Source organism: Pantoea sp. BS_8 (genome assembly GCF_041954965.1).
Classification (GTDB): domain Bacteria; phylum Pseudomonadota; class Gammaproteobacteria; order Enterobacterales; family Enterobacteriaceae; genus Pantoea; species Pantoea stewartii.
This window is the reverse complement of record NZ_JAVAXU010000002.1, coordinates 356,324-374,928: the sequence shown is the minus strand read 5'-3', so window position 1 is coordinate 374,928 and position 18,605 is coordinate 356,324. Positions and strand designations below refer to the sequence as shown.

At 56.3% G+C, this 18,605-nt stretch carries 17 protein-coding genes; 9 read left to right on the top strand and 8 right to left on the bottom strand.

The annotated features are described in order from the left end of the window. Positions 1-33 precede the first annotated feature (33 nt). Both RAC65_RS07135 and RAC65_RS07130 read left to right on the top strand, forming a co-directional pair. Positions 34-1,128 (top strand): DUF1615 domain-containing protein, encoded by a 1,095-nt coding sequence (locus tag RAC65_RS07135; RefSeq protein ID WP_375096544.1) that lies wholly within the window; start codon positions 34-36, stop codon positions 1,126-1,128. Between the two features lie 95 nt (positions 1,129-1,223). Next, complete coding sequence (locus tag RAC65_RS07130) at positions 1,224-1,931, top strand: Bax inhibitor-1/YccA family protein (RefSeq protein ID WP_033737729.1); 708 nt, start codon at positions 1,224-1,226, stop codon at positions 1,929-1,931. Positions 1,932-1,968: 37 nt separating this feature from the next. On the opposite strand, the gene RAC65_RS07125 is transcribed toward RAC65_RS07130, so the two are convergent. Genes RAC65_RS07125 through RAC65_RS07115 form a run of 3 tightly spaced genes read right to left on the bottom strand, consistent with a single transcriptional unit; the run spans position 1,969 to position 4,936 of the window. After that, positions 1,969-2,934 carry a lysylphosphatidylglycerol synthase domain-containing protein gene (locus RAC65_RS07125; protein ID WP_033737727.1) on the bottom strand — a complete coding sequence of 322 codons (966 nt, stop codon included), beginning with the start codon at positions 2,932-2,934 and terminating at the stop codon, positions 1,969-1,971. Continuing rightward, positions 2,934-4,178: a cardiolipin synthase ClsB gene (gene clsB / locus RAC65_RS07120; RefSeq protein WP_033737726.1), complete on the bottom strand. Its 1,245-nt coding sequence runs from the start codon at positions 4,176-4,178 to the stop codon at positions 2,934-2,936. Before clsB ends, RAC65_RS07125 begins: the two co-directional genes overlap by 1 nt. Then, entirely contained in the window at positions 4,175-4,936 is a 762-nt protein-coding gene (locus RAC65_RS07115; protein ID WP_006118519.1) for an endonuclease/exonuclease/phosphatase family protein, read from the bottom strand. The genes clsB and RAC65_RS07115 overlap by 4 nt, the downstream gene beginning before the upstream one ends. A gap of 177 nt (positions 4,937-5,113) precedes the next feature. Between RAC65_RS07115 and RAC65_RS07110 the strand changes: the two genes are divergently transcribed. The 3 genes from RAC65_RS07110 to dusC all read left to right on the top strand — a co-directional run bounded on the left by RAC65_RS07110 (position 5,114) and on the right by dusC (position 8,087). After that, positions 5,114-5,506: a YbhQ family protein gene (locus RAC65_RS07110; RefSeq protein WP_033737724.1), complete on the top strand. Its 393-nt coding sequence runs from the start codon at positions 5,114-5,116 to the stop codon at positions 5,504-5,506. A 224-nt stretch (positions 5,507-5,730) separates the two neighbouring features. Further along, the gene (rhlE, locus tag RAC65_RS07105) at positions 5,731-7,080 is read left to right on the top strand and encodes an ATP-dependent RNA helicase RhlE (RefSeq protein WP_006118521.1); all 1,350 of its coding nucleotides are present in this window, start codon (positions 5,731-5,733) and stop codon (positions 7,078-7,080) included. A gap of 2 nt (positions 7,081-7,082) precedes the next feature. After that, positions 7,083-8,087: a tRNA dihydrouridine(16) synthase DusC gene (dusC, locus tag RAC65_RS07100; protein ID WP_052133227.1), complete on the top strand. Its 1,005-nt coding sequence runs from the start codon at positions 7,083-7,085 to the stop codon at positions 8,085-8,087. A gap of 12 nt (positions 8,088-8,099) precedes the next feature. On the opposite strand, the gene ppk2 is transcribed toward dusC, so the two are convergent. Further along, positions 8,100-9,017, bottom strand: a complete 918-nt coding sequence (ppk2, locus tag RAC65_RS07095) for a polyphosphate kinase 2 (protein ID WP_039341492.1) — start codon at positions 9,015-9,017, stop codon at positions 8,100-8,102. Between the two features lie 14 nt (positions 9,018-9,031). Continuing rightward, positions 9,032-10,636, bottom strand: coding sequence for an inorganic phosphate transporter (locus tag RAC65_RS07090; RefSeq protein ID WP_375096543.1), 1,605 nt, complete (start codon positions 10,634-10,636; stop codon positions 9,032-9,034). 162 nt (positions 10,637-10,798) lie between these two features. Between RAC65_RS07090 and RAC65_RS07085 the strand changes: the two genes are divergently transcribed. After that, positions 10,799-11,821, top strand: coding sequence for a transporter (locus RAC65_RS07085; RefSeq protein ID WP_033737718.1), 1,023 nt, complete (start codon positions 10,799-10,801; stop codon positions 11,819-11,821). A gap of 115 nt (positions 11,822-11,936) precedes the next feature. On the opposite strand, the gene RAC65_RS07080 is transcribed toward RAC65_RS07085, so the two are convergent. Beyond that, entirely contained in the window at positions 11,937-13,076 is a 1,140-nt protein-coding gene (locus RAC65_RS07080; protein ID WP_006118563.1) for a L,D-transpeptidase family protein, read from the bottom strand. Between the two features lie 195 nt (positions 13,077-13,271). Next, positions 13,272-15,086: a glycoside hydrolase family 15 protein gene (locus tag RAC65_RS07075; protein WP_375096542.1), complete on the bottom strand. Its 1,815-nt coding sequence runs from the start codon at positions 15,084-15,086 to the stop codon at positions 13,272-13,274. Positions 15,087-15,242: 156 nt separating this feature from the next. Here RAC65_RS07075 and RAC65_RS07070 point away from each other — a divergent pair, with 156 nt between their 5' ends. Continuing rightward, positions 15,243-16,016: an SDR family oxidoreductase gene (locus RAC65_RS07070; RefSeq protein WP_375096541.1), complete on the top strand. Its 774-nt coding sequence runs from the start codon at positions 15,243-15,245 to the stop codon at positions 16,014-16,016. Here the strand turns inward: RAC65_RS07070 and RAC65_RS07065 are convergent. Beyond that, positions 16,010-16,588 carry a DedA family protein gene (locus RAC65_RS07065; RefSeq protein WP_033737714.1) on the bottom strand — a complete coding sequence of 193 codons (579 nt, stop codon included), beginning with the start codon at positions 16,586-16,588 and terminating at the stop codon, positions 16,010-16,012. The genes RAC65_RS07070 and RAC65_RS07065 overlap by 7 nt on opposite strands. 206 nt (positions 16,589-16,794) lie before the next feature. Between RAC65_RS07065 and RAC65_RS07060 the strand changes: the two genes are divergently transcribed. Both RAC65_RS07060 and pbpG read left to right on the top strand, forming a co-directional pair. Continuing rightward, on the top strand, positions 16,795-17,382 hold the full coding sequence (locus RAC65_RS07060; RefSeq protein WP_033737713.1) for a Yip1 family protein: 588 nt from the start codon (positions 16,795-16,797) through the stop codon (positions 17,380-17,382). Between the two features lie 175 nt (positions 17,383-17,557). Beyond that, positions 17,558-18,505 carry a D-alanyl-D-alanine endopeptidase gene (pbpG, locus tag RAC65_RS07055; protein ID WP_205952822.1) on the top strand — a complete coding sequence of 316 codons (948 nt, stop codon included), beginning with the start codon at positions 17,558-17,560 and terminating at the stop codon, positions 18,503-18,505. Positions 18,506-18,605: the final 100 nt, after the last annotated feature.

Below are 18,605 nucleotides of genomic sequence, written 5' to 3'. Positions count from 1 at the left end.
GTTAAGCTACTCTTTTTGCCTCAGAGGACAGGTATGTCATTCATTTCATTCCCCAAACGCCTGACGTTGCTCGCTATCCTGATACTGGCGGGCTGTAGCAGCAAAAAAACACCAGAAGCGCCCGCCAGGCAACCTGAGGATGTCAAAGCGCAGATTCAGCGCCTGCTGCCCGCCGGTGTCAGCGATAAATCAGGCTGGGCTGACAATATCTATACGTCGTTCCGTACCCAGGGTCTGGCCGCCAGCGACAGTAATTTGTGCGCGGTTATTGCGGTGGCGGGTCAGGAGTCAGGATTTGACGCCAACGGCACCGTACCCGGTATGGCAAAAATCGCCTGGGAGGAGATCGACCGCCGGGCGGCGAAGGTGCATGTTCCGGCGTTTTTAGTGCGCACCGCGCTGTTAATCAAGTCCAGTAATGGCGAAAGCTACGCTGCGCGGCTGGATAAGGCGAAAAGTGAAAAAGATCTGAGCGCCATTTTCGACGACTTTATTGAGATGGTGCCCATGGGGCAGAAGCTGTTTGGCAACCTCAACCCTGTTCATACCGGCGGACCGATGCAGGTGAGTATTGCGTTTGCAGAAGCCCATGCCAAAGGCTATCCATGGCCGGTTGACGGTTCCATTCGCCGTGAAGTTTTCACGCGTCATGGCGGCGTCTATTTCGGCACAATGCACCTGCTGGGCTATCCGGCTGACTACAGCAAGCCGCTTTACCGGTTCGCGGACTACAATGCGGGCTGGTACGCCAGCCGCAATGCGGCGTTCCAGGCGGCGGTAGCCCGCGCGACAGGGATGAAGCTGGCGCTGGATGGCGATCTGATTCAGTATGGTTCGGACACGCCAGGATCGACGGAGCTGGCGGTGCGGACGCTGGCGAAACGCATTGATATGAGCAACCGCGAAATCCGCCACGATCTGGAGCGGGGCGAAAAGGCGGACTTCAGCGACAGCGATCTGTGGAAGCAGGTTTTTACGCTGGCAGACAAGATGGCCGGAAAGCCTTTGCCACGGGAAATGTTGCCGGGCATCAGACTTGAAAGTCCTAAAATTACCCGCAATTTAACCACTGCATGGTTTGCTCAACGCGTCGACAGTCGTTATCAGCAGTGCCTGTCACGTCGATAAGTACGGCGTTGTGGCACAGTTGAACAGAGCTGTGCCACACTTACTCAGACAGCCCGTTTTGGGGCACAACATATTTGTTTAACAAGAGGTGCATCATGGACCGATATCCACAGAATGATTCAATAGTTCAGCCTGCATCTCGTGGGTTGCAGGCTTATATGGCACAGGTTTATGGCTGGATGACCTGTGGTTTGTTACTCACTGCCTTCGTCTCCTGGTTTGCCGCGCGCACACCGGCGGTGATGGAGCTGGTGTTTGCAAATCGCATCACCTTCTTCGGCCTGATCATTGTGCAACTGGCGCTGGTGTTCTTCCTCTCAGGTATGGTGCATCGCCTGAGCGGGGCCGTGGCGACGGGGTTATTTATGCTCTATTCGGCCCTGACCGGGCTGACCATGGCCAGTATCTTTCTGGTGTACACCTATTCGTCCATTGCCAGCACGTTCTTCGTCACGGCCGGGATGTTTGGTGCCATGACGTTCTACGGCTACACCACAAAACGTGATTTAAGCCGCCTGGGCAGTCTGCTGTTTATGGCGCTGATTGGTATTCTGCTGGCCTCGCTGGTGAACTTCTGGCTGAAAAGCCCGGCATTGATGTGGGCCATTACCTACATCGGTGTGGTGGTGTTTGTCGGTCTGACCGCGTATGACACGCAGAAACTGAAAAATATCGGTGAGCAGATTGATGCGCGTGACACGGAAAACCTGCGCCGCTACTCAATTATGGGCGCGCTGACGCTCTATCTTGATTTCATCAACCTGTTCCTGATGCTGCTGCGTATTTTTGGCAACCGCCGTTAAAAAACAGGCTGCTCTGGTGAACCAGAGCAGCCGTTTACTACGATTTTTGTAGCTTCTGCTCATTCTTATGGCGCATATGTTTCGCGCGGCTCTCCAGCCCCAGATACAGCACCAGTGCCAGGAGCAACGGCAAAATGAAGTACAGCACGCGGTAAGCCAGCAGCGCGGCGATGATGGTCCCGTGTGAAAGGTTCTCGCCGCCCAGCAGCGCCACGAATACCGCTTCTAGCACCCCAATCCCCGCCGGAATATGAATAATTACGCCTGCGATACTACTGATTAACAGTACGCCCAGCACCATGGGATAACCGGCATCCCGGCCCAGCAGCAGCCAGATAATCGTGCCCATAACCAGCCAGTTGGCGCAGGAGACGGCAAACTGAAACAGCGCCATGCGCAGGGAAGGCAACTGCAGGGTTTGCCCTTTCACTTTCCAGCGACGACGTTTAGAAAACGCGCACGCCCAGAGATAAAACGCGACGAGCACCAGCAGCGCGGCACCAATAAGCCGTAGTGTGGTTTCGCCGATAAACCAGCCGCCGGGAATCGGGACCAGGCCTGCGCTAAAGATCACGCCCGCCAGCAGGATGTAGCCCAGCCAGTTAGTGGCGATGCTGAGGGAGAAAATGCGCGTAATCGTCGCACTGTCCAGGCCGAGCCGCGAATAGAGCCGGTAGCGCATAGCGACACCGCCAACCCAGGTACTGAGCGTCAGATTAAAGGCGTAGCAGATAAATGACACCAGCATCACCTGACGTTTGGCCAGCTTATGACCACAGTAGGCCCGACCAATCAGGTCGTAGCAGCCGTAAACCAGATAACTGACGATAACCAGTGCCGCCGCGGTCAGCACCACAAAGCGGTTGTAGTTAACAATGACCTTATAGACGTCATCCCAGTTCACTTTGCGTGCATAGATCACCAGCAGCACAATGACGGCGACGAAGAAGAGCCCGGTCAGGATTTTTTTTGCCAGTTTCCAGCGTGGATGCGTGTTTGCCATCAGGAATTGGCTCCTTCATTGTTGGCTTCGACGCGATCTTGCGTCTCCATTTCGGGCTGAACCGGCGGATCCACCTGAGCCAGCTTTGGCGTATGCGCCGGTAACCAGCCGGCGATAGCCGGGAAGTGACGCAGAAAGTGGAACACGACAACGCCTTTCGTCAGCTGCCACCAGGTGCGTGGTGGTAACTTATCCTCTTCGACGCGCTGACAGTCTTCAGCCAGTAAATGCTCAAGATTATCGCGTAATGTCTGGTTAAAGTTGCGATCGTGAATGATCAGGTTGGCTTCAAGATTGAGGGACAAACTCAAGGGATCGAGGTTGCTTGAGCCAACGGTAGCCCACTGCTGATCTTTCACCGCCACTTTGCCATGCAGCGGTCGGCGGCAATATTCATAGACTTCCACGCCCGCATCCACCAGATAGTTATAAAGCAGCTCAGCGCCCACTTTCACAATCGGCATATCCGGCTCACCCTGCACAATCAGTCGCACGCGTACGCCGCGCTGTGCCGCATTGCGCATCTCCTTAAGCAAACGGTAGCCAGGGAAAAAGTAGGCGTTGGCGATAATGACGTCCTGTTTGGCGGTGCGCAGCATGTCCAGATAATGCTGCTCAATATCATCCCGGTGCTGATCGTTGTCGCGATAGACAAACAGGACCTGCGCGTCGCCGGGCAGGGTGTTTTTGGCCGGACGATGTGAACGCTGTCCCCACCAGCGGCGAGTGGTGGCCTGACTGCCAATCGCCTCTTGCAGGTAGCGGGTAATGTCGGCGACCACCGGACCTTTGACCTCCACGGTATAATCCTGTTTGGCTTCCGGGCCAAAATCCGTGTAGTGCTCGGCGGAAAAGTTGATGCCGCCGACAAAGGCGATAACGCCGTCCACGACCACAGTTTTACGGTGCAGACGGCGAAAGACGTTAGTTCGCATGCCCATGATCAGCGGACGCGGATCGTAATAGATAAAGCGCACGCCCGCCTGCGTCAGACTGTTGACATAACTCTGGGACAGCTCGGAGGAGCCGTAGCCATCGACCATCATTTCGACCTTGACGCCGCGCTGCGCCGCCGCCAGCAGCACCTTGTGCAGGGCGTTGCCCACATCGTCTTCGAACAGGATAAAGGTTTCCAGCAGTACGCTGTGTTCGGCACGTGCAATCGCGCCAAACACCCGGGGGAAAAATGCGTCCCCGTTTTCCAGCAGGCGCAGTTTGTTGCCGTCTTGCCACTCAAAATTCATAGATGGATCTCCACCGCCAGCGGCGCGTGATCGGAAAGGTGTGACCAGGGTTTACGCGGCAATGCCCAGGGTTGACTGATCGTCGCATTGCGCACGTAAATACGATCCAGTCGCAGAAGGGGAAAGCGTGCCGGAAACGTCCGCGCAGGTCGTCCGCTTTTCAGGCTAAAGACCTCTTTTAGTCCCGCCCCTTTTTGCAGTATGTTGTTGGCTCGCCCCTGCCAGTCGTTAAAGTCACCGGCGACGACGACAGGTGCGTCAGCGGGTAACGCCATCACCATGTCGTTTAACATCGCCAACTGGGCACGACGGTGCGCCTCTTTCAGCCCCAGGTGCACACAGATGACATGCAGCGTGCCCCGGCCATCGGGCAGGGTAAGCTGGCAATGCAACATGCCGCGATTTTCGCTCCCGGCAATTGAAACATCGCGATTGTCGTACTCAGCAATGGGAAAACGCGACAGCACGGCGTTGCCATGATGTCCTTCCGGGTAAACCGCATTGCGCCCATAGGCAAAATCGTTCCACATCGTGTCGGCCAGAAACTCGTAGTGGGAGGTATCAGGCCAGTTTTCATGTTGCAGAGGGTGAATGTCATGGGTTCCCATCACCTCCTGCAAAAAGACGATATCTGCTGACGTTGCGCGCACCGCTTCACGCAATTCGGGCAAGATGAAGCGTCGGTTAAACGGGGCAAAACCTTTATGGGTATTAATCGTCAGGACTTTAAATGAAAATCCTTGCTTGATTTGTGGCATACTCGCGACGCGCTCCTTTTCATCTTCATCAACAACAAAGTGTAGTCTTTGTCACAAATGGAGGGTGAAGAAGAGGAATAATTAGGGCGTTATCTGAAATTTGCTTTACATTGAGAAACCGTCCCTGGCCGGTTACGGTTGCATATGTGCAACGTGCCAGGTCTGCAGGAGAGAGAAATGAAATTGTCGAATCGCTTTCAAATTATTACCGGTCAAACCTGGGCCCACATCGCGATGCACCTGCTGGTGATTGCCGCACTGGTCTGGGGCTGGAAACATAAAGCACTGGTCGAAGTGTGCAGTACCCTGGTGGTGGCCTATGCAGCGGTGTTTATCGCCATGCTGATCACGCAGCGTAGTGCCCGTTTACGTACCCTGGGTGATTACCTGGAAGAAGCGACCACCACGTACTATTTCGGTGCCGCGATGATGACGCTGTTCCTGGTGTCGCGCATTTTCCACAACAACTTACTGTTAGCCAGCCTTGGCGTGGTGATGTTGTTGGGGCCCGCGCTGGTGTCGTTGCTGGCGAAAGAGCCGGCAGGACGCATTGAGAAAAAACGCAGCTGAATCAGGCTGTCGCGCTAAAAAAGCCACCGCAAGGTGGCTTTTGTCGTTGGGAGATATGTAATCAATTGTGAGCTATCTCGCACAGGGGCGGTAAAGCTGTTACACTCCGCCGCTTATGCATCGTAGTTTGCACCCTTTTCACGCGTCAGCCTCAGCTGGCGTCACTATCCCTCTGAAAACTACACCGCCAAACGCGGTCAGAGTGGACCGGAGTAATACTCGTCATGTCTTTTGACTCTCTCGGCCTGAGTGCCGATATTCTGCGTGCGGTAGCTGAGCAGGGCTACAGCGAACCGACGCCTGTTCAGCGCCAGGCGATTCCTGTTGTGCTGTCCGGCCGCGATCTGCTGGCAAGCGCCCAGACCGGCACCGGCAAAACCGCCGGGTTTACCTTACCTTTATTACAGAAACTGTCCGCGAATACCGGAACAGTGCGCGGCCGTCGTCCGGTGCGCGCGCTGATTCTGACACCGACCCGTGAACTGGCCGCTCAGGTCGGTGAAAACGTCAGCGACTACAGCAAATATCTTCCGCTGCGTTCGCTGGTGGTGTTTGGCGGCGTCAGCATCAACCCGCAGATGATGAAGCTGCGCGGCGGCGTCGATATTCTGGTGGCCACGCCGGGCCGTTTACTGGATCTGGCTCATCAAAACGCCGTTGACCTGTCTCAGGTTGAAGTGCTGGTACTGGATGAAGCGGATCGCATGCTCGATATGGGCTTTATCCACGATATCCGCCGCGTACTGGCCAAACTGCCAGCTAAACGTCAGAACCTGCTGTTCTCGGCGACGTTCTCAGATGAGATCAAAACCCTGGCAGAAAAACTGCTGCACAACCCGGAGCAGGTTGAAGTCGCGCGCCGCAATACCGCGTCTGAGCAGGTTTCTCAGCAGGTGCATTTTGTTGACAAAAAGCGCAAGCGGGAACTGCTGTCTCAGCTGATTGGCGAAGGTAACTGGCAGCAGGTGCTGGTCTTTACCCGCACCAAGCACGGTGCCAATCACCTTGCCGAACAACTGGGCAAAGACGGCATTACGGCCGCCGCCATCCACGGTAACAAGAGTCAGGGCGCACGTACCCGTGCACTGGCCGACTTCAAATCCGGCGCGATTCGTGTGCTGGTTGCGACGGATATCGCGGCCCGCGGTCTGGATATCGAAGAACTGCCGCACGTCGTGAACTATGAATTGCCAAACGTGCCTGAAGACTATGTACACCGCATTGGGCGTACCGGTCGTGCCGCCGCAACGGGTGCGGCGCTGTCGCTGGTTTGCGTCGACGAACACAAACTGTTGCGTGATATTGAGCGCTTGCTGAAGCGTGAAATTCCACGACTGGCTGTGCCGGGCTATGAGCCGGATCCCAGCATCAAAGCGGAACCGATTGTGAACGGCCGCCAGTCACCGTCTTCACGCGGCCGTGGTCGGGGGCAGGGCGGACAAGGTGCCGGCGCGGCGCGTCCTCAAGGGGACAAGCGTGCGCAGCCGCGTCGTCAGGGACCCGCAGCGGGCCAGTCTGACAAGCCTGCGTCTCGTCCACGTCGGCCCGCGCCTAAACGCAGCGGAAACGTCTGATCATGCGGGTTTTACTGGCACCCATGGAGGGCGTACTGGATTCTCTGGTGCGCCAGCTGTTGACGGACGTCAACGACTACGATTTGTGCATCACGGAATTTTTGCGCGTCGTTGACCAACTGCTGCCGGTAAAATCCTTCTATCGCCTTTGTCCCGAACTGCATCATGCCAGCCGGACGCCGTCGGGTACGCTGGTTCGTCTGCAACTGCTGGGGCAGCATCCCGAGTGGCTGGCGGAAAACGCGGCCCGCGCGGTTGAGCTGGGCTCGTGGGGCGTGGATCTGAACTGCGGTTGCCCGTCGAAGCTGGTCAACGGCAGCGGCGGCGGGGCGACGCTGTTAAAAGATCCCGACTTAATCTACCGCGCGGCCAAAGCCATGCGGGCAGCTGTACCTGACTCCTTGCCCGTTACGGTTAAGGTGCGCCTGGGCTGGGATTCCAGCGCCCGCAGCATGGAAATTGCGGATGCGGTAGCGCAGGCCGGTGCCAGCGAACTGGTCGTCCACGGCCGTACCAAAGAAGACGGCTACCGTGCTGAGGCTATTAACTGGCAGGCGATTGGCGAGATTCGTCGGCGACTGTCTATTCCGGTTATCGCGAATGGCGAAATCTGGGACTGGCAAAGCGCCCAGGATTGTCTGCGAATCACAGGCTGTGATGCGGTGATGATTGGGCGTGGTGCGCTTAACGTGCCTAACCTGAGCCGGGTCGTCAAATACAATGATGCGCCCATGGCCTGGCCGGAGGTGGTGGTGCTCCTGCAACAATATACCCGGCTTGAAAAACAGGGTGATACGGGCATGTACCATGTCGCACGTATCAAACAGTGGCTGGGCTATTTGCGTAAAGCCTACGTCGAAGCGGGTGAGCTGTTCGCTGAGATTCGCGCCTTAAAAACCTCAGCCGATATTGCTACGGCGATTGACCGCTATGCGGCATTACAGCGGCAGACCTGTCAGTTCTCTTCAGCCTCACCGGAAGTGAGAGCGGGACAGCGCGGCGCTTAGCCGCGCACGCGATCAATACTTTTCTGGCACGATCATATTTTCCGGCACCTCGTTGCGGTGGTAGTCCTGTGAGCGTTCACGCGGCGGCAGAATGATTTCGTCGTGTGGGGCGGCTTCATAAGGCACCTGCTGCAAAAGGTGGCTGATGCAGTTAAGGCGCGCCCGTTTCTTGTCTACGCCCTGAACAACCCACCAGGGGGCTTCCTGAATATGGGTGCGGCTCAGCATCTCTTCTTTTGCTTCCGTGTAATCTTCCCAACGGCGGCGGCTTTCCAGATCCATTGGGCTGAGCTTCCACTGCTTGAGGGGATCGTGGATACGGCTCATGAAGCGCAGCTCCTGCTCCTCGTCCGTGATCGAAAACCAGTACTTAATGATTTGAATCCCGCTGCGGGTCAGCATTTTTTCAAACTCGGGCACGCTGCGATAAAACTCCGCCACGTCGGCATCACTGCAAAATCCCATGACGCGCTCCACGCCTGCCCGGTTGTACCAGCTGCGGTCAAACAGCACCATCTCGCCCGCGGCGGGCAGATGCGCGATATAACGCTGAAAGTACCACTGGGTTTTTTCACGATCGTTGGGCGCGGGCAGCGCAGCCACCCGGCAGGTGCGCGGATTAAGGCGTTGCGTAATGCGCTTAATCACGCCTCCTTTACCGGCCGCATCGCGGCCCTCAAACAGAATGACCAGCCGATGGCCGGTGCGCATTACCCAGTCCTGTAGCTTCACCAGCTCACCCTGCAACTGCAGCAGCTCGCGAAAATAACGACGGCGCCAGGCTTTTTCATCGCTGCCCGTGGGCGCGGCCTCGCTAAAGCGCAGATCGTCGAGCTCCAGCTCCAGCTCTTCGTCGTAGCTGTCATAGAACTCCTGCATTAAACGCTGATTAAAAGCGTCGCGATTGAAACTGTTGTCGTGTGTTGCCATGACAATTCACCTGGTCAGATATGAATGAACAGCCCGTAGAGCAGGGCAGAAAGTAAAATCGAGACCGGCAGCGTCAATATCCAGGCGACGGCAAGATTGCGCAGGGTGGACATCTGCAGGCCAGAGCGGTTCGCCGCCATGGTGCCCGCCACGCCTGATGAGAGCACATGCGTCGTGGAGACCGGCAGACCAAAGGCATCGGCCGCGCCGATGGTCGCCATCGCCACCAGTTCGGCGCTGGCCCCTTGCGCATAGGTCAGATGGGTTTTGCCGATGCGCTCACCCACGGTGACCACAATACGTCGCCAGCCCACCATGGTGCCCAGCCCCAACGCGATTGCCACCACCACCTTCACCCACATCGGAATAAAGCGTGTGGCGCTGTCCAGCTCTGTTTTCACCGCCTTCAGGTTACGTGCCGTCTCATCGGGGAGCGAGAAATGGGCGGTTTGCAGGTGCTTGATCGATTCTGCGGCCAGGTACATTTGATTGCGGGTATTGGTCACGGACTGGGCCGGAATATTGTCCATCGAGCCGTAGCGGCGAATCTGGTCGCTGATATCCCGTAACGTCATGCCAAGCGCGGGCAAGACGTTCGGATTGACCGTGTCAGTGCTGACAAAGGCCGTCAACACATTGCGTGAATCCGGGGCGGGCGTGGCGGCCGGTTGAATATGCAGTAACTGGCGCGCCGTCACGTCACTCAGTGCGGCAACGCGCGGGATTTGCTCGGGCGGAAGTGAACGGTTCAGTGCATAGGCGATGGGCATGGTGCCGACCAGGATCAGCATGATGAGTCCCATCCCTTTCTGCCCGTCATTCGACCCGTGAGCAAAGGAGACGCCGGTGCAGGTCAGAATCAGCAGGCCACGAATCCAGACCGGCGGCGGCTCGTTGCTGTGCGGGGCTTCGTACAACTGGCGGTTACGAATCAACAGCTTCATGGCCCACAGCAGCAGGGCGGCGCAGACGAAGCCCACGACGGGCGAGAGCAGTAAGGCATAGCCGACCTTCAGCGCCTGATCCCAGTCAACGCCACTCAGGCCACTGCGACCATGCAACATCGCATTCGCCACACCCACGCCAATAATCGAGCCAATTAAAGTATGTGACGACGACGAGGGCAGGCCAAAGTACCAGGTGCCCAGATTCCAGATAATCGCCGAGAACAGCAGGGCGTAAATCATGGCAAAGCCGTTGCCGCTGCTGGCCTGCAGGATGAGTTCGACGGGCAGAAGCGAAATAATGCCAAACGCGACCACGCCGCTGGAAAGCATCACGCCAAGAAAGTTGCACAGCCCTGACCAGACGACGGCCGCACCGGGCGTCAGCGAATGCGTGTAGATCACCGTAGCGACCGCGTTGGCGGTATCGTGAAACCCGTTAACGAATTCAAAGCCCAGCGCAATCAGCAGCGCCAGGCCGAGCAGAAAGAAAGGCACATAACTGGTGACGGGCGTGTTAGTTTTTTCCACATCGTGAAACAGATTAAATCCGGCAAAGGCCAGACCGGCTATTAACAGGACATAAAAAGCCGTTTTGGTTGCGCGGCTGCCTTTGCCGTTGAAATCGGGACGTCCCTGCGTCGTGCCTGAAGAGGATAAACTGTTTTCGCTCATGCCGTACCTCTTAGCGGATGCAGATGCGGAGTTACATCTGGTTAACGCTGTGTGATACCCGCTTTTTATGACAAAAAAATGATCCAGGCGGCACAGGTCATTTTGCTGTAACAAAACTTCAGCAGGCTGTGGATCTTAATTGATGATGCTGACAGGATTGCCATGGCGACAGACGTTGTTCTCACCCCACAAAAACGTGATTTTGATGATGATGTGGCCGGACTCATCCATGGTTATCGCTTTTCTCCTGATGCCCTCCCTCAACGCCTGAATGCCCGTGAAGCGGTAAAACTCGGTGAACACCCTCCTGAAGAAGGCTTTCTCTGGTTACATATCAATCTGAATCATGCGCGGGCACAGCACTGGGTGCAGGGCCACTTTCAGGTTGATGATGATTTTTTTGACGAGATCCATTCCGCCTCGCCGCGCACCCGGTTAGCGGAACAAAGCAATGCCCTGCTGGCGGTACTGAACGACGTCACGCTGAGCCAGGAAAATCGCAGTACGCAAAATGCGACCCTGTGGATCTGGTGCCGTCATAATCTGGTCGTGAGCGCACGTTATCGCTCGTCAGTGATGATCGAAAAGATGCAGCAGGGGCTGGCGAAGCATAATTTTCCCAGTGCGGAGGCCCTGTTACTTTACCTGCTCGGTGAACAGGAGTTGCAGCTGGAACTGGTGGTGCGTCGCATCAGCCAGGTAGTCGATAACATTGAAGAGCGTTTATTAAGTCCGGCAATCAAGGCCAACCGCAGTGAGCTGGGGCATTACCGGCGCATGCTGCTGCGCATTCAGCGCCTGCTGGCACCCGAACCGGCGGCGCTGTTCCGGTTGCTTAACCGCCCACCCGCCTGGCTCAACCGCGACACGCTCCGCGAGCTGCGGGCGTTCACGGAAGAATTTAGCGTGGTGCTGAACGACCTGGCCAGCCTGATGGAGCGCATCCGTCTGCTGCAGGAGGAAATTGCAGCACGGTTGATGGAGCAGAGTAACCGGACACTTTATCTGCTGACCGTGATTACGGTGCTTGCACTGCCGATTAACATTGTGGCGGGATTTTTTGGTATGAACGTGGGCGGCATTCCGCTGGCGTCGAATCCGCACGGGTTTTTACTGCTGGTTCTGATCGTCCTGGCCTTCACGCTGCTGGCCGGCTGGCTGAGTTTTCGCCGCCCATCCAGATAGTAGTGTTGACAGTGGAGCCCGTGACCAATAAAAAAGCCAGCGTGGCTATCGCCAACGCTGGCTTTTCACTGACCTGACGACCGGGCCTGAATGGCTGGCCCGTCACAGGCGAATGTTACTGCGCCGGCTGTGGCTGGGCAGGTTGCGACTGCTGTGGTTGCTCTGGCTGCGGCTGCGAAGGCTGCACAGGTTGAGCCTGTTGCGGCGCGGGCTCTGACTGGACCGCGACCGGGTTAGCAGGCTGCGACATCACTGGCGTCATGGGCTCTTCTTTCGGCTCAGCATCTTCACCTTCATTGAAGGGAACAGGCGCAGGGGCCACGCTGTTTTCTGGCGCATTAACCTGTACAGGCATACCAGAGCGGTTCTGGATGGCCTTATCAACCTGAGACTGATTCACGCTACCGTCTACCAGTACTTTTCCAACCGCCTGAGTCAGCGTAATCGGCACCAGTTCACGAGAGTTAAACTGCTCTTCCGTGGTCGACAGCGGATTATGCACTTCCATCCAGCGTGAACCGTCTGGCTCAACAGACGCTTTCACCGGCTGGTTGATAAACTGCACGCGCGTGCCAACTGGCACGTGATCGAACAGCCATTTGATATCATCGGCACGCAGGCGGACACAGCCGTGGCTGACGCGCAGGCCGATACCAAAGTTGGCGTTGGTGCCATGAATGGCGTACAGACGCCCAATGTAGAGTGCATACAGCCCCATTGGGTTATCCGGGCCTGCCGGGAACACAGCCGGCAGATTTTCGCCACGTGATGCATATTCAGCGTGCATCGCTTTGGTAGGCGTCCAGGTCGGGCCATCTTTTTTACGTTGAACGGTTGTGGTCCAGTTCAGCGGCGTATCTTTACCCAGCTCACCAATACCGATAGGCAGAACGACCACGGTTTTCGAGCCTTTCGGGTAGTAATAAAGACGCATTTCAGCACTGTTAATCACGATGCCTTCACGCGGGGCGTCAGGCAGGAGTAACTGCTGAGGGATAATCAGTTTGCTGCCAGGCTTAGGCAGATAAACGTCAACACCCGGATTGGCTTCCAGCATATTGCTGAGGCCCATCTGGAACTGTGCTGCAAAAGCTTCCAGAGGCAGTTTACTGTCCTGAGGAATCGTAATCTCAATGTTTTGCCCGGTCAGACGGCTGTTCGCCGGCGGTAAGGGATAAACAACCGCAAGGGCTGACTGACTGAATGCCGCCAAAGCCAATGCAAGTGAAGCGAACGCGCGAATGCTTTTTTTCATATTTTACAAGTCTTTATCGCCATGTTTCAGGCTTGTCAATGTATCGAACCCATGCTGGTCACTATGACCTGCTGCGCATTATATGTTCATTAAACTGATGTTGTGAATCAGGATTTTTACCGCATCGAAATACTTTACCTGACTTACCTGCGTTATCCGCCTTTGTTCATTAACATTTTGGGCGAAAACCGCCCTCTACGGCTGCCATAACGTGACATCTCCGTTTAGCTTGCGGTTCAGGAAAAAGGCGGCGCTAATCAGGGCGAGATGCGTCAGCGCCTGCGGTATATTGCCTAGTGCCTGGCCGTGGCTGTCGAACTCTTCGGCATATAACCCCAACGGATTAGCGTAGCTCAGTAATTTCTCGAACTCAAAATGGGCTTCGCGTACGCGTCCGGCACGTGCCAGACATTCGACGTACCAGAACGAGCAGGCACCAAATGAACCTTCTCCGCCAGTGAGCCCGTCCGCCGGGGTTTCATGGATGTTATAGCGGCGCACCATCCCATCGCTGACCAGATTCGCCTTGATGGCATCCAGCGTGGCAATCCAGTCAGGATCGGTTGCGCCGACAAAACGCACCAGTGGCATCAGCAGCATGGAGGCATCCAGGTAGTCGCCATGGCGGGTCGAAACAAAATGGCCGCGTTCGCTGTTCCAGAAGTTTTTCCAGATATCGTCGCGAATCTCGCGCCGGGTACGGTCCCACCGCTCATAAGGCATCGGCAGGGAACGTTTCATGCCAAGACGCAGCCCGCGATCCATGGCCACCCAGCACATCAAACGGGAGTGCAGGAAGTGCTCCGGTTCACCGCGCATTTCCCAGATGCCCGCATCCGGCTGATGCCAGTTATCACAGAGCCAGTCCAGCATCTCTGAGACATGGTTCCAGCCCCGTTGAGAGATGGCTTCACCATATTTATTGGCAAGGTAAATGGCGTCCATCAGTTCGCCATAGATATCCAGTTGTTTCTGTTGCCAGGCATCGTTGCCTATCCTGACCGGGCAGGAATCGGCATAGCCGGACAGGTTGAGCAGCGACATTTCCTGCAGTTCCGTGCTGCTGTCCAGGCGATACATCACCTGTAAACGCATCTCGTCATGATGGCTGTTTTCCACACAGCGACCAACCCATTCGGTGAAGTGCTTGGCCTCATCCACGTAGCCCAGGCGCATCAGCGCGTACATGCTGAAGGACGCATCGCGTATCCAGGAGGCACGGTAATCCCAGTTACGTTCGCCCCCCAGCTCCTCCGGCAGGCCAAAGGTTGCGGCGGCGGCAATGGAGCCGTGCTGCCAGGAGGTTAGCAGCTTCAGCACCAAGGCTGAGCGCTGGACCATTTCCTGCCAGCGGCCACGATAGGTGCTGTGGCAACTCCACTCACGCCAGTAGCTCAGCGTCTCTTCGAAACAGTTCGCGGTCGCCAGTTTTTCAACGTGTGCGTCATTTACGCTGCCGAATTCAAATTCGGCGTGTTCACCCGCTTTTAACTCGAAACTGGCGGTGGCGTTATTACCTTCCAGGGTCATCACGACCGTGGCGGCCAGCCGAAGCGAGGGCTGATCCGTCGCATGAAAATCGATACAACCGCGCTGAATCTCGGCGCGGGTTTCCGCGCGGGCGTAATCATGGCGAGGCGAACAGACCATGTTAAACCGGGCCTGCCCCCGCACCATTTTCACCCGGCGGATAATGCGTGGCAGTTTGTCCTGACGATCGCAGATGGGCATGTAGTCAGTAATTTCGGCCACGCCTTCTTCGGCCAGCCAGCGCGTTTGCAGAATATTGGTATCCGGCAGGTAAATTTGTTGCCGACGGGCGTTTTGCCACTCGGGTGCGATTGAAAACAGGCCCGCTTCGTCACTGTCCAGTAAGGCCGAAAACACCGACGGGCTGTCCAGCTCCGGCCAGCAGAGATAGTCGATCGTGCCATCGTTTGCGACCAGTGCACAGGTGCGGAGATCACCTATGACACCATGATCGTCAATCTTGCGTTTAACCTTACTCATCGCGTTCTCCCTGTCAGTGTCTGACTTAACTATAGCCAGGTACCTGCATACCGCTTCGTTCGGGCACGGATCGTTAACCTGGCGAGCCCGTTGTCCGCGTCCGGCACAATTTTCAGCCCGGTATATACTTTTCATACACTTCCAGAGGAGACCGTTATGACAGCACCCCAACGAAAAGTGGCCATTGTGACCGCATCGGATTCGGGCATCGGCAGCCGTTGTGCTGAGATGTTAGCCGAACAGGGCTTTGATATTGGCATCACCTGGCGTTCAGACGAGGAAGGCGCACAGCGGACCGCCCGTCGGGTAGAAGAGACCGGACAACGGGCAGAGACGATTCAGCTCGATCTGGCCGATCCGCCAGAAGGCGGCAAAGTGTTGCAGCAGTTGATCGACAAACTGGGCCGTATCGATGTGCTGGTCAACAATGCCGGGGCAAATTTTAAAGCCGACTTTATGGACGTGACCTGGGAAGACTGGCGTAAAACCTTCAGCGTGGATGTCGATGGCGTCTTTATCTGTGGGCAGGTGGCGGCACGTAACATGATCAAACAAGGGCAGGGCGGACGCATCATCAACATCACCTCTGTGCACGAGCATACGCCCCTGCCGGGCTCAGTGGCCTATACCGCGGCAAAACATGCGGCAGGCGGCCTGACCAAATCGATGGCGCTGAGTCTGCTGCCCCACAATATTCTGGTCAATGCGGTCGCCCCGGGGGCGATTGCGACGCCGATGAACAAGATGTCCGACGCGGATGCGCACAACGTAAAAATGCCGGAAATTCCTGCCGGCCGCCCTGGCGATACGCACGAAATTGCCAGTATGGTAGTCTGGCTGAGTTCCGAGTGGGCGACCTATACCACCGGTCAGTCGTTTATTATCGACGGCGGCTTTATGCTGGCCAACCCGCAGTTTAAAGGCTACTGATCGGCCCGGTGATGATTCCAGCGGCGAATCGCCCAGCGCAGCACAAACGCAAAGACCACCGCCGCGCCCAGCCATAGCAGGTGTTTAAAGTGTTGGTCGAGTTTGTGCAGCCAGGGGGCGATAATGCCGCCTGCAAAATAGCCGAGCGTAACAAACAGCAGTGCCCAGACAGCCGCCCCGGTGACGTTGAGGAGAAAAAACTTCAGCGGCTTCAGGCGGCTTGCGCCAATAATGATCGGCCCAATAATACGAAAGCCATACATAAAACGTGCGCCAATCACGAACAGGCTGGGACGACGCTTAATCAGGCGGTTCGCCTTCACCACTTTATCCTGATGTTTTTTAAAGCGTCGCAAAATGCGGGTACCAAAACGCCGGCCAATCCAGTAGAGCATCTGATCGCCCACCACGCCGCCCGCCATCGCCGCCAGTACGACCCCACTGTAGTGCAGTAGCCCTTCGTGAGCGGCAACCCCGCCCAGCAGCAAAAACGTTTCGCCCTCGGCAATACAGCCAATAAACAGCGCAAGATAGCCGTACTGCGTAATTAACCCATTGATATCCAAATGCAAGGCTGAACTCCCTGTGTGAAGTTTTTTCTTTCAGTCTATACCCGATTTGCCAGGACAGCGGATTAAGACCCCGTAAGCGATCTTTTTCGCCGTTTTTTTGCGCAGAGGCCCCAGAAATTATCCTGCCGATTATACTCAAATGACTGCTGCCCCCTTGTGGAAATGTTAACAGATCGGGTGGCCCAATCGGTCAGAGGAGTAAGCGTATGAACCATGTCTGGGGTTTGTTAGCGCATCCGAACCAGGAAATGCGCACTATCAAGCAAGAGAACGAAACGGTTTCGCACCATTACACTCACCACGTGCTGCTGATGGCCGCTGTGCCGGTGATCTGCGCCATGATTGGCACCACTCAGTCAGGCTGGAACCTGGGAGAAGGGCAATATGTGCAGCTTAATTTGCTGACGGCGTTGGGCCTGGGGATTCTGTTCTATCTGGTGATCCTGGGCGGCGTCGCCGTTATGGGGCGGGTGATTCACTGGATGGCGCGTGACTATCCCCATCGTCCCAGCATGGGGCGCTGCACCGTATTTGCGGGCTATGTCGCTACGCCCCTGTTTTTGAGCGGCCTTGTCGCGCTTTATCCGCTGGTCTGGCTATGTGTGCTGGCGGCAGCGCTGGCGCTCCTGTATACCGGGTATCTGCTGTATGTCGGCATTCCGCTGTTTCTGAATATCGACCGTGACGAAAGTCTGCGTTTTTCCAGTTCAACACTGGCTATTGGTGTGCTGGTCTTCGAAGTGCTACTGGCTCTGACCGTGGTGTTATGGGGCTATGGCCCGCGTCTGTTTTAACCTGCCGTTGCCGCCTACAGGGCGGCAACCTTTTTTTAACGCTCAGAAACAATCTCACCAGGAAAATTCCCTGACTTCAGCGTATGATGCTGCGGCCAGCCCGCGCTCTGCCTGTTCAGGCGTTGGCGGCCTGTGTTTACACAGCGCACAATCTTAACCGGGTCTTTTTTCCACGATGCCTGCAAAAATTCGCTTTTCACTGTTGTCGCTGGCGCTGCTCGTTTCCGGGCAGGTTGTTACCCTTCCAGCACAGGCGACCACCACGTTGTCGCAGATGGCCCCGATTGCTCAGCCGCAAATCGCCTCAGGGAGCGCCCTGATCGTCGATCTGACCAATGGTAAAGTCCTGTTCTCCAGTCATCCGGATCGGGTGCGCCCCATCGCGTCCATCACGAAGTTAATGACGGCCATGGTGGTACTGGATGCGCACCAGCCGATGAACGAGATGGTGAAGGTCGATATCAGCCAGACCCCCGAAATGCGTGGTGTGTTTTCGCGCGTCAAACTGAACAGCGAAATTAGTCGCCGCAGTATGCTGATGCTGGCGCTGATGTCCTCGGAAAACCGCGCGGCAGCCAGTCTGGCCCACGCTTATCCGGGCGGGTACGATGCTTTTATCCGGGCAATGAATGCCAAGGCGCGCGCGCTCGGCATGATGCACACGCATTACGTTGAACCCACGGGTCTCTCCATCAAAAACGTGTCCAGCGCCCAGGATCTGGTGAAGCTGCTGAAAGCGACGCGTGAATATCCGCTTCTGGGTGAGCTCAGCACGACCAAAGAAGAAACCGCCGTGTTTGCCCATCCGAGTTATGCGCTGCCGTTCCGCAATACCAATCACCTGGTGTATAAAAATGGCTGGCATATCCAGTTAACGAAAACGGGTTACACCGATCAGGCGGGGCACTGTCTGGTCATGCGGACGATGATTAAGAACCGCCCGGTCGCGCTGGTGGTACTCGATGCGTTTGGCAAATATACCCATTTCGCCGATGCGAATCGTCTGCGCGACTGGCTGGAAACCGGCAAGGCTGCGCCGGTTCCGGCGGCTGCACTGGCCTATAAAAAACAAAAAGCGGATGAGGTTGCCAGCAACGCAGCCAGTGGGGCCGCTGTAGAGTAATCCTCTGCCGGGGCGCTACGGTTCCCCGGCTGAGATTGACCTGTATTCCTATAGTTTCATGGCAGACGAAAATCTAAACTACCCGCAAATGGCGAGGGTG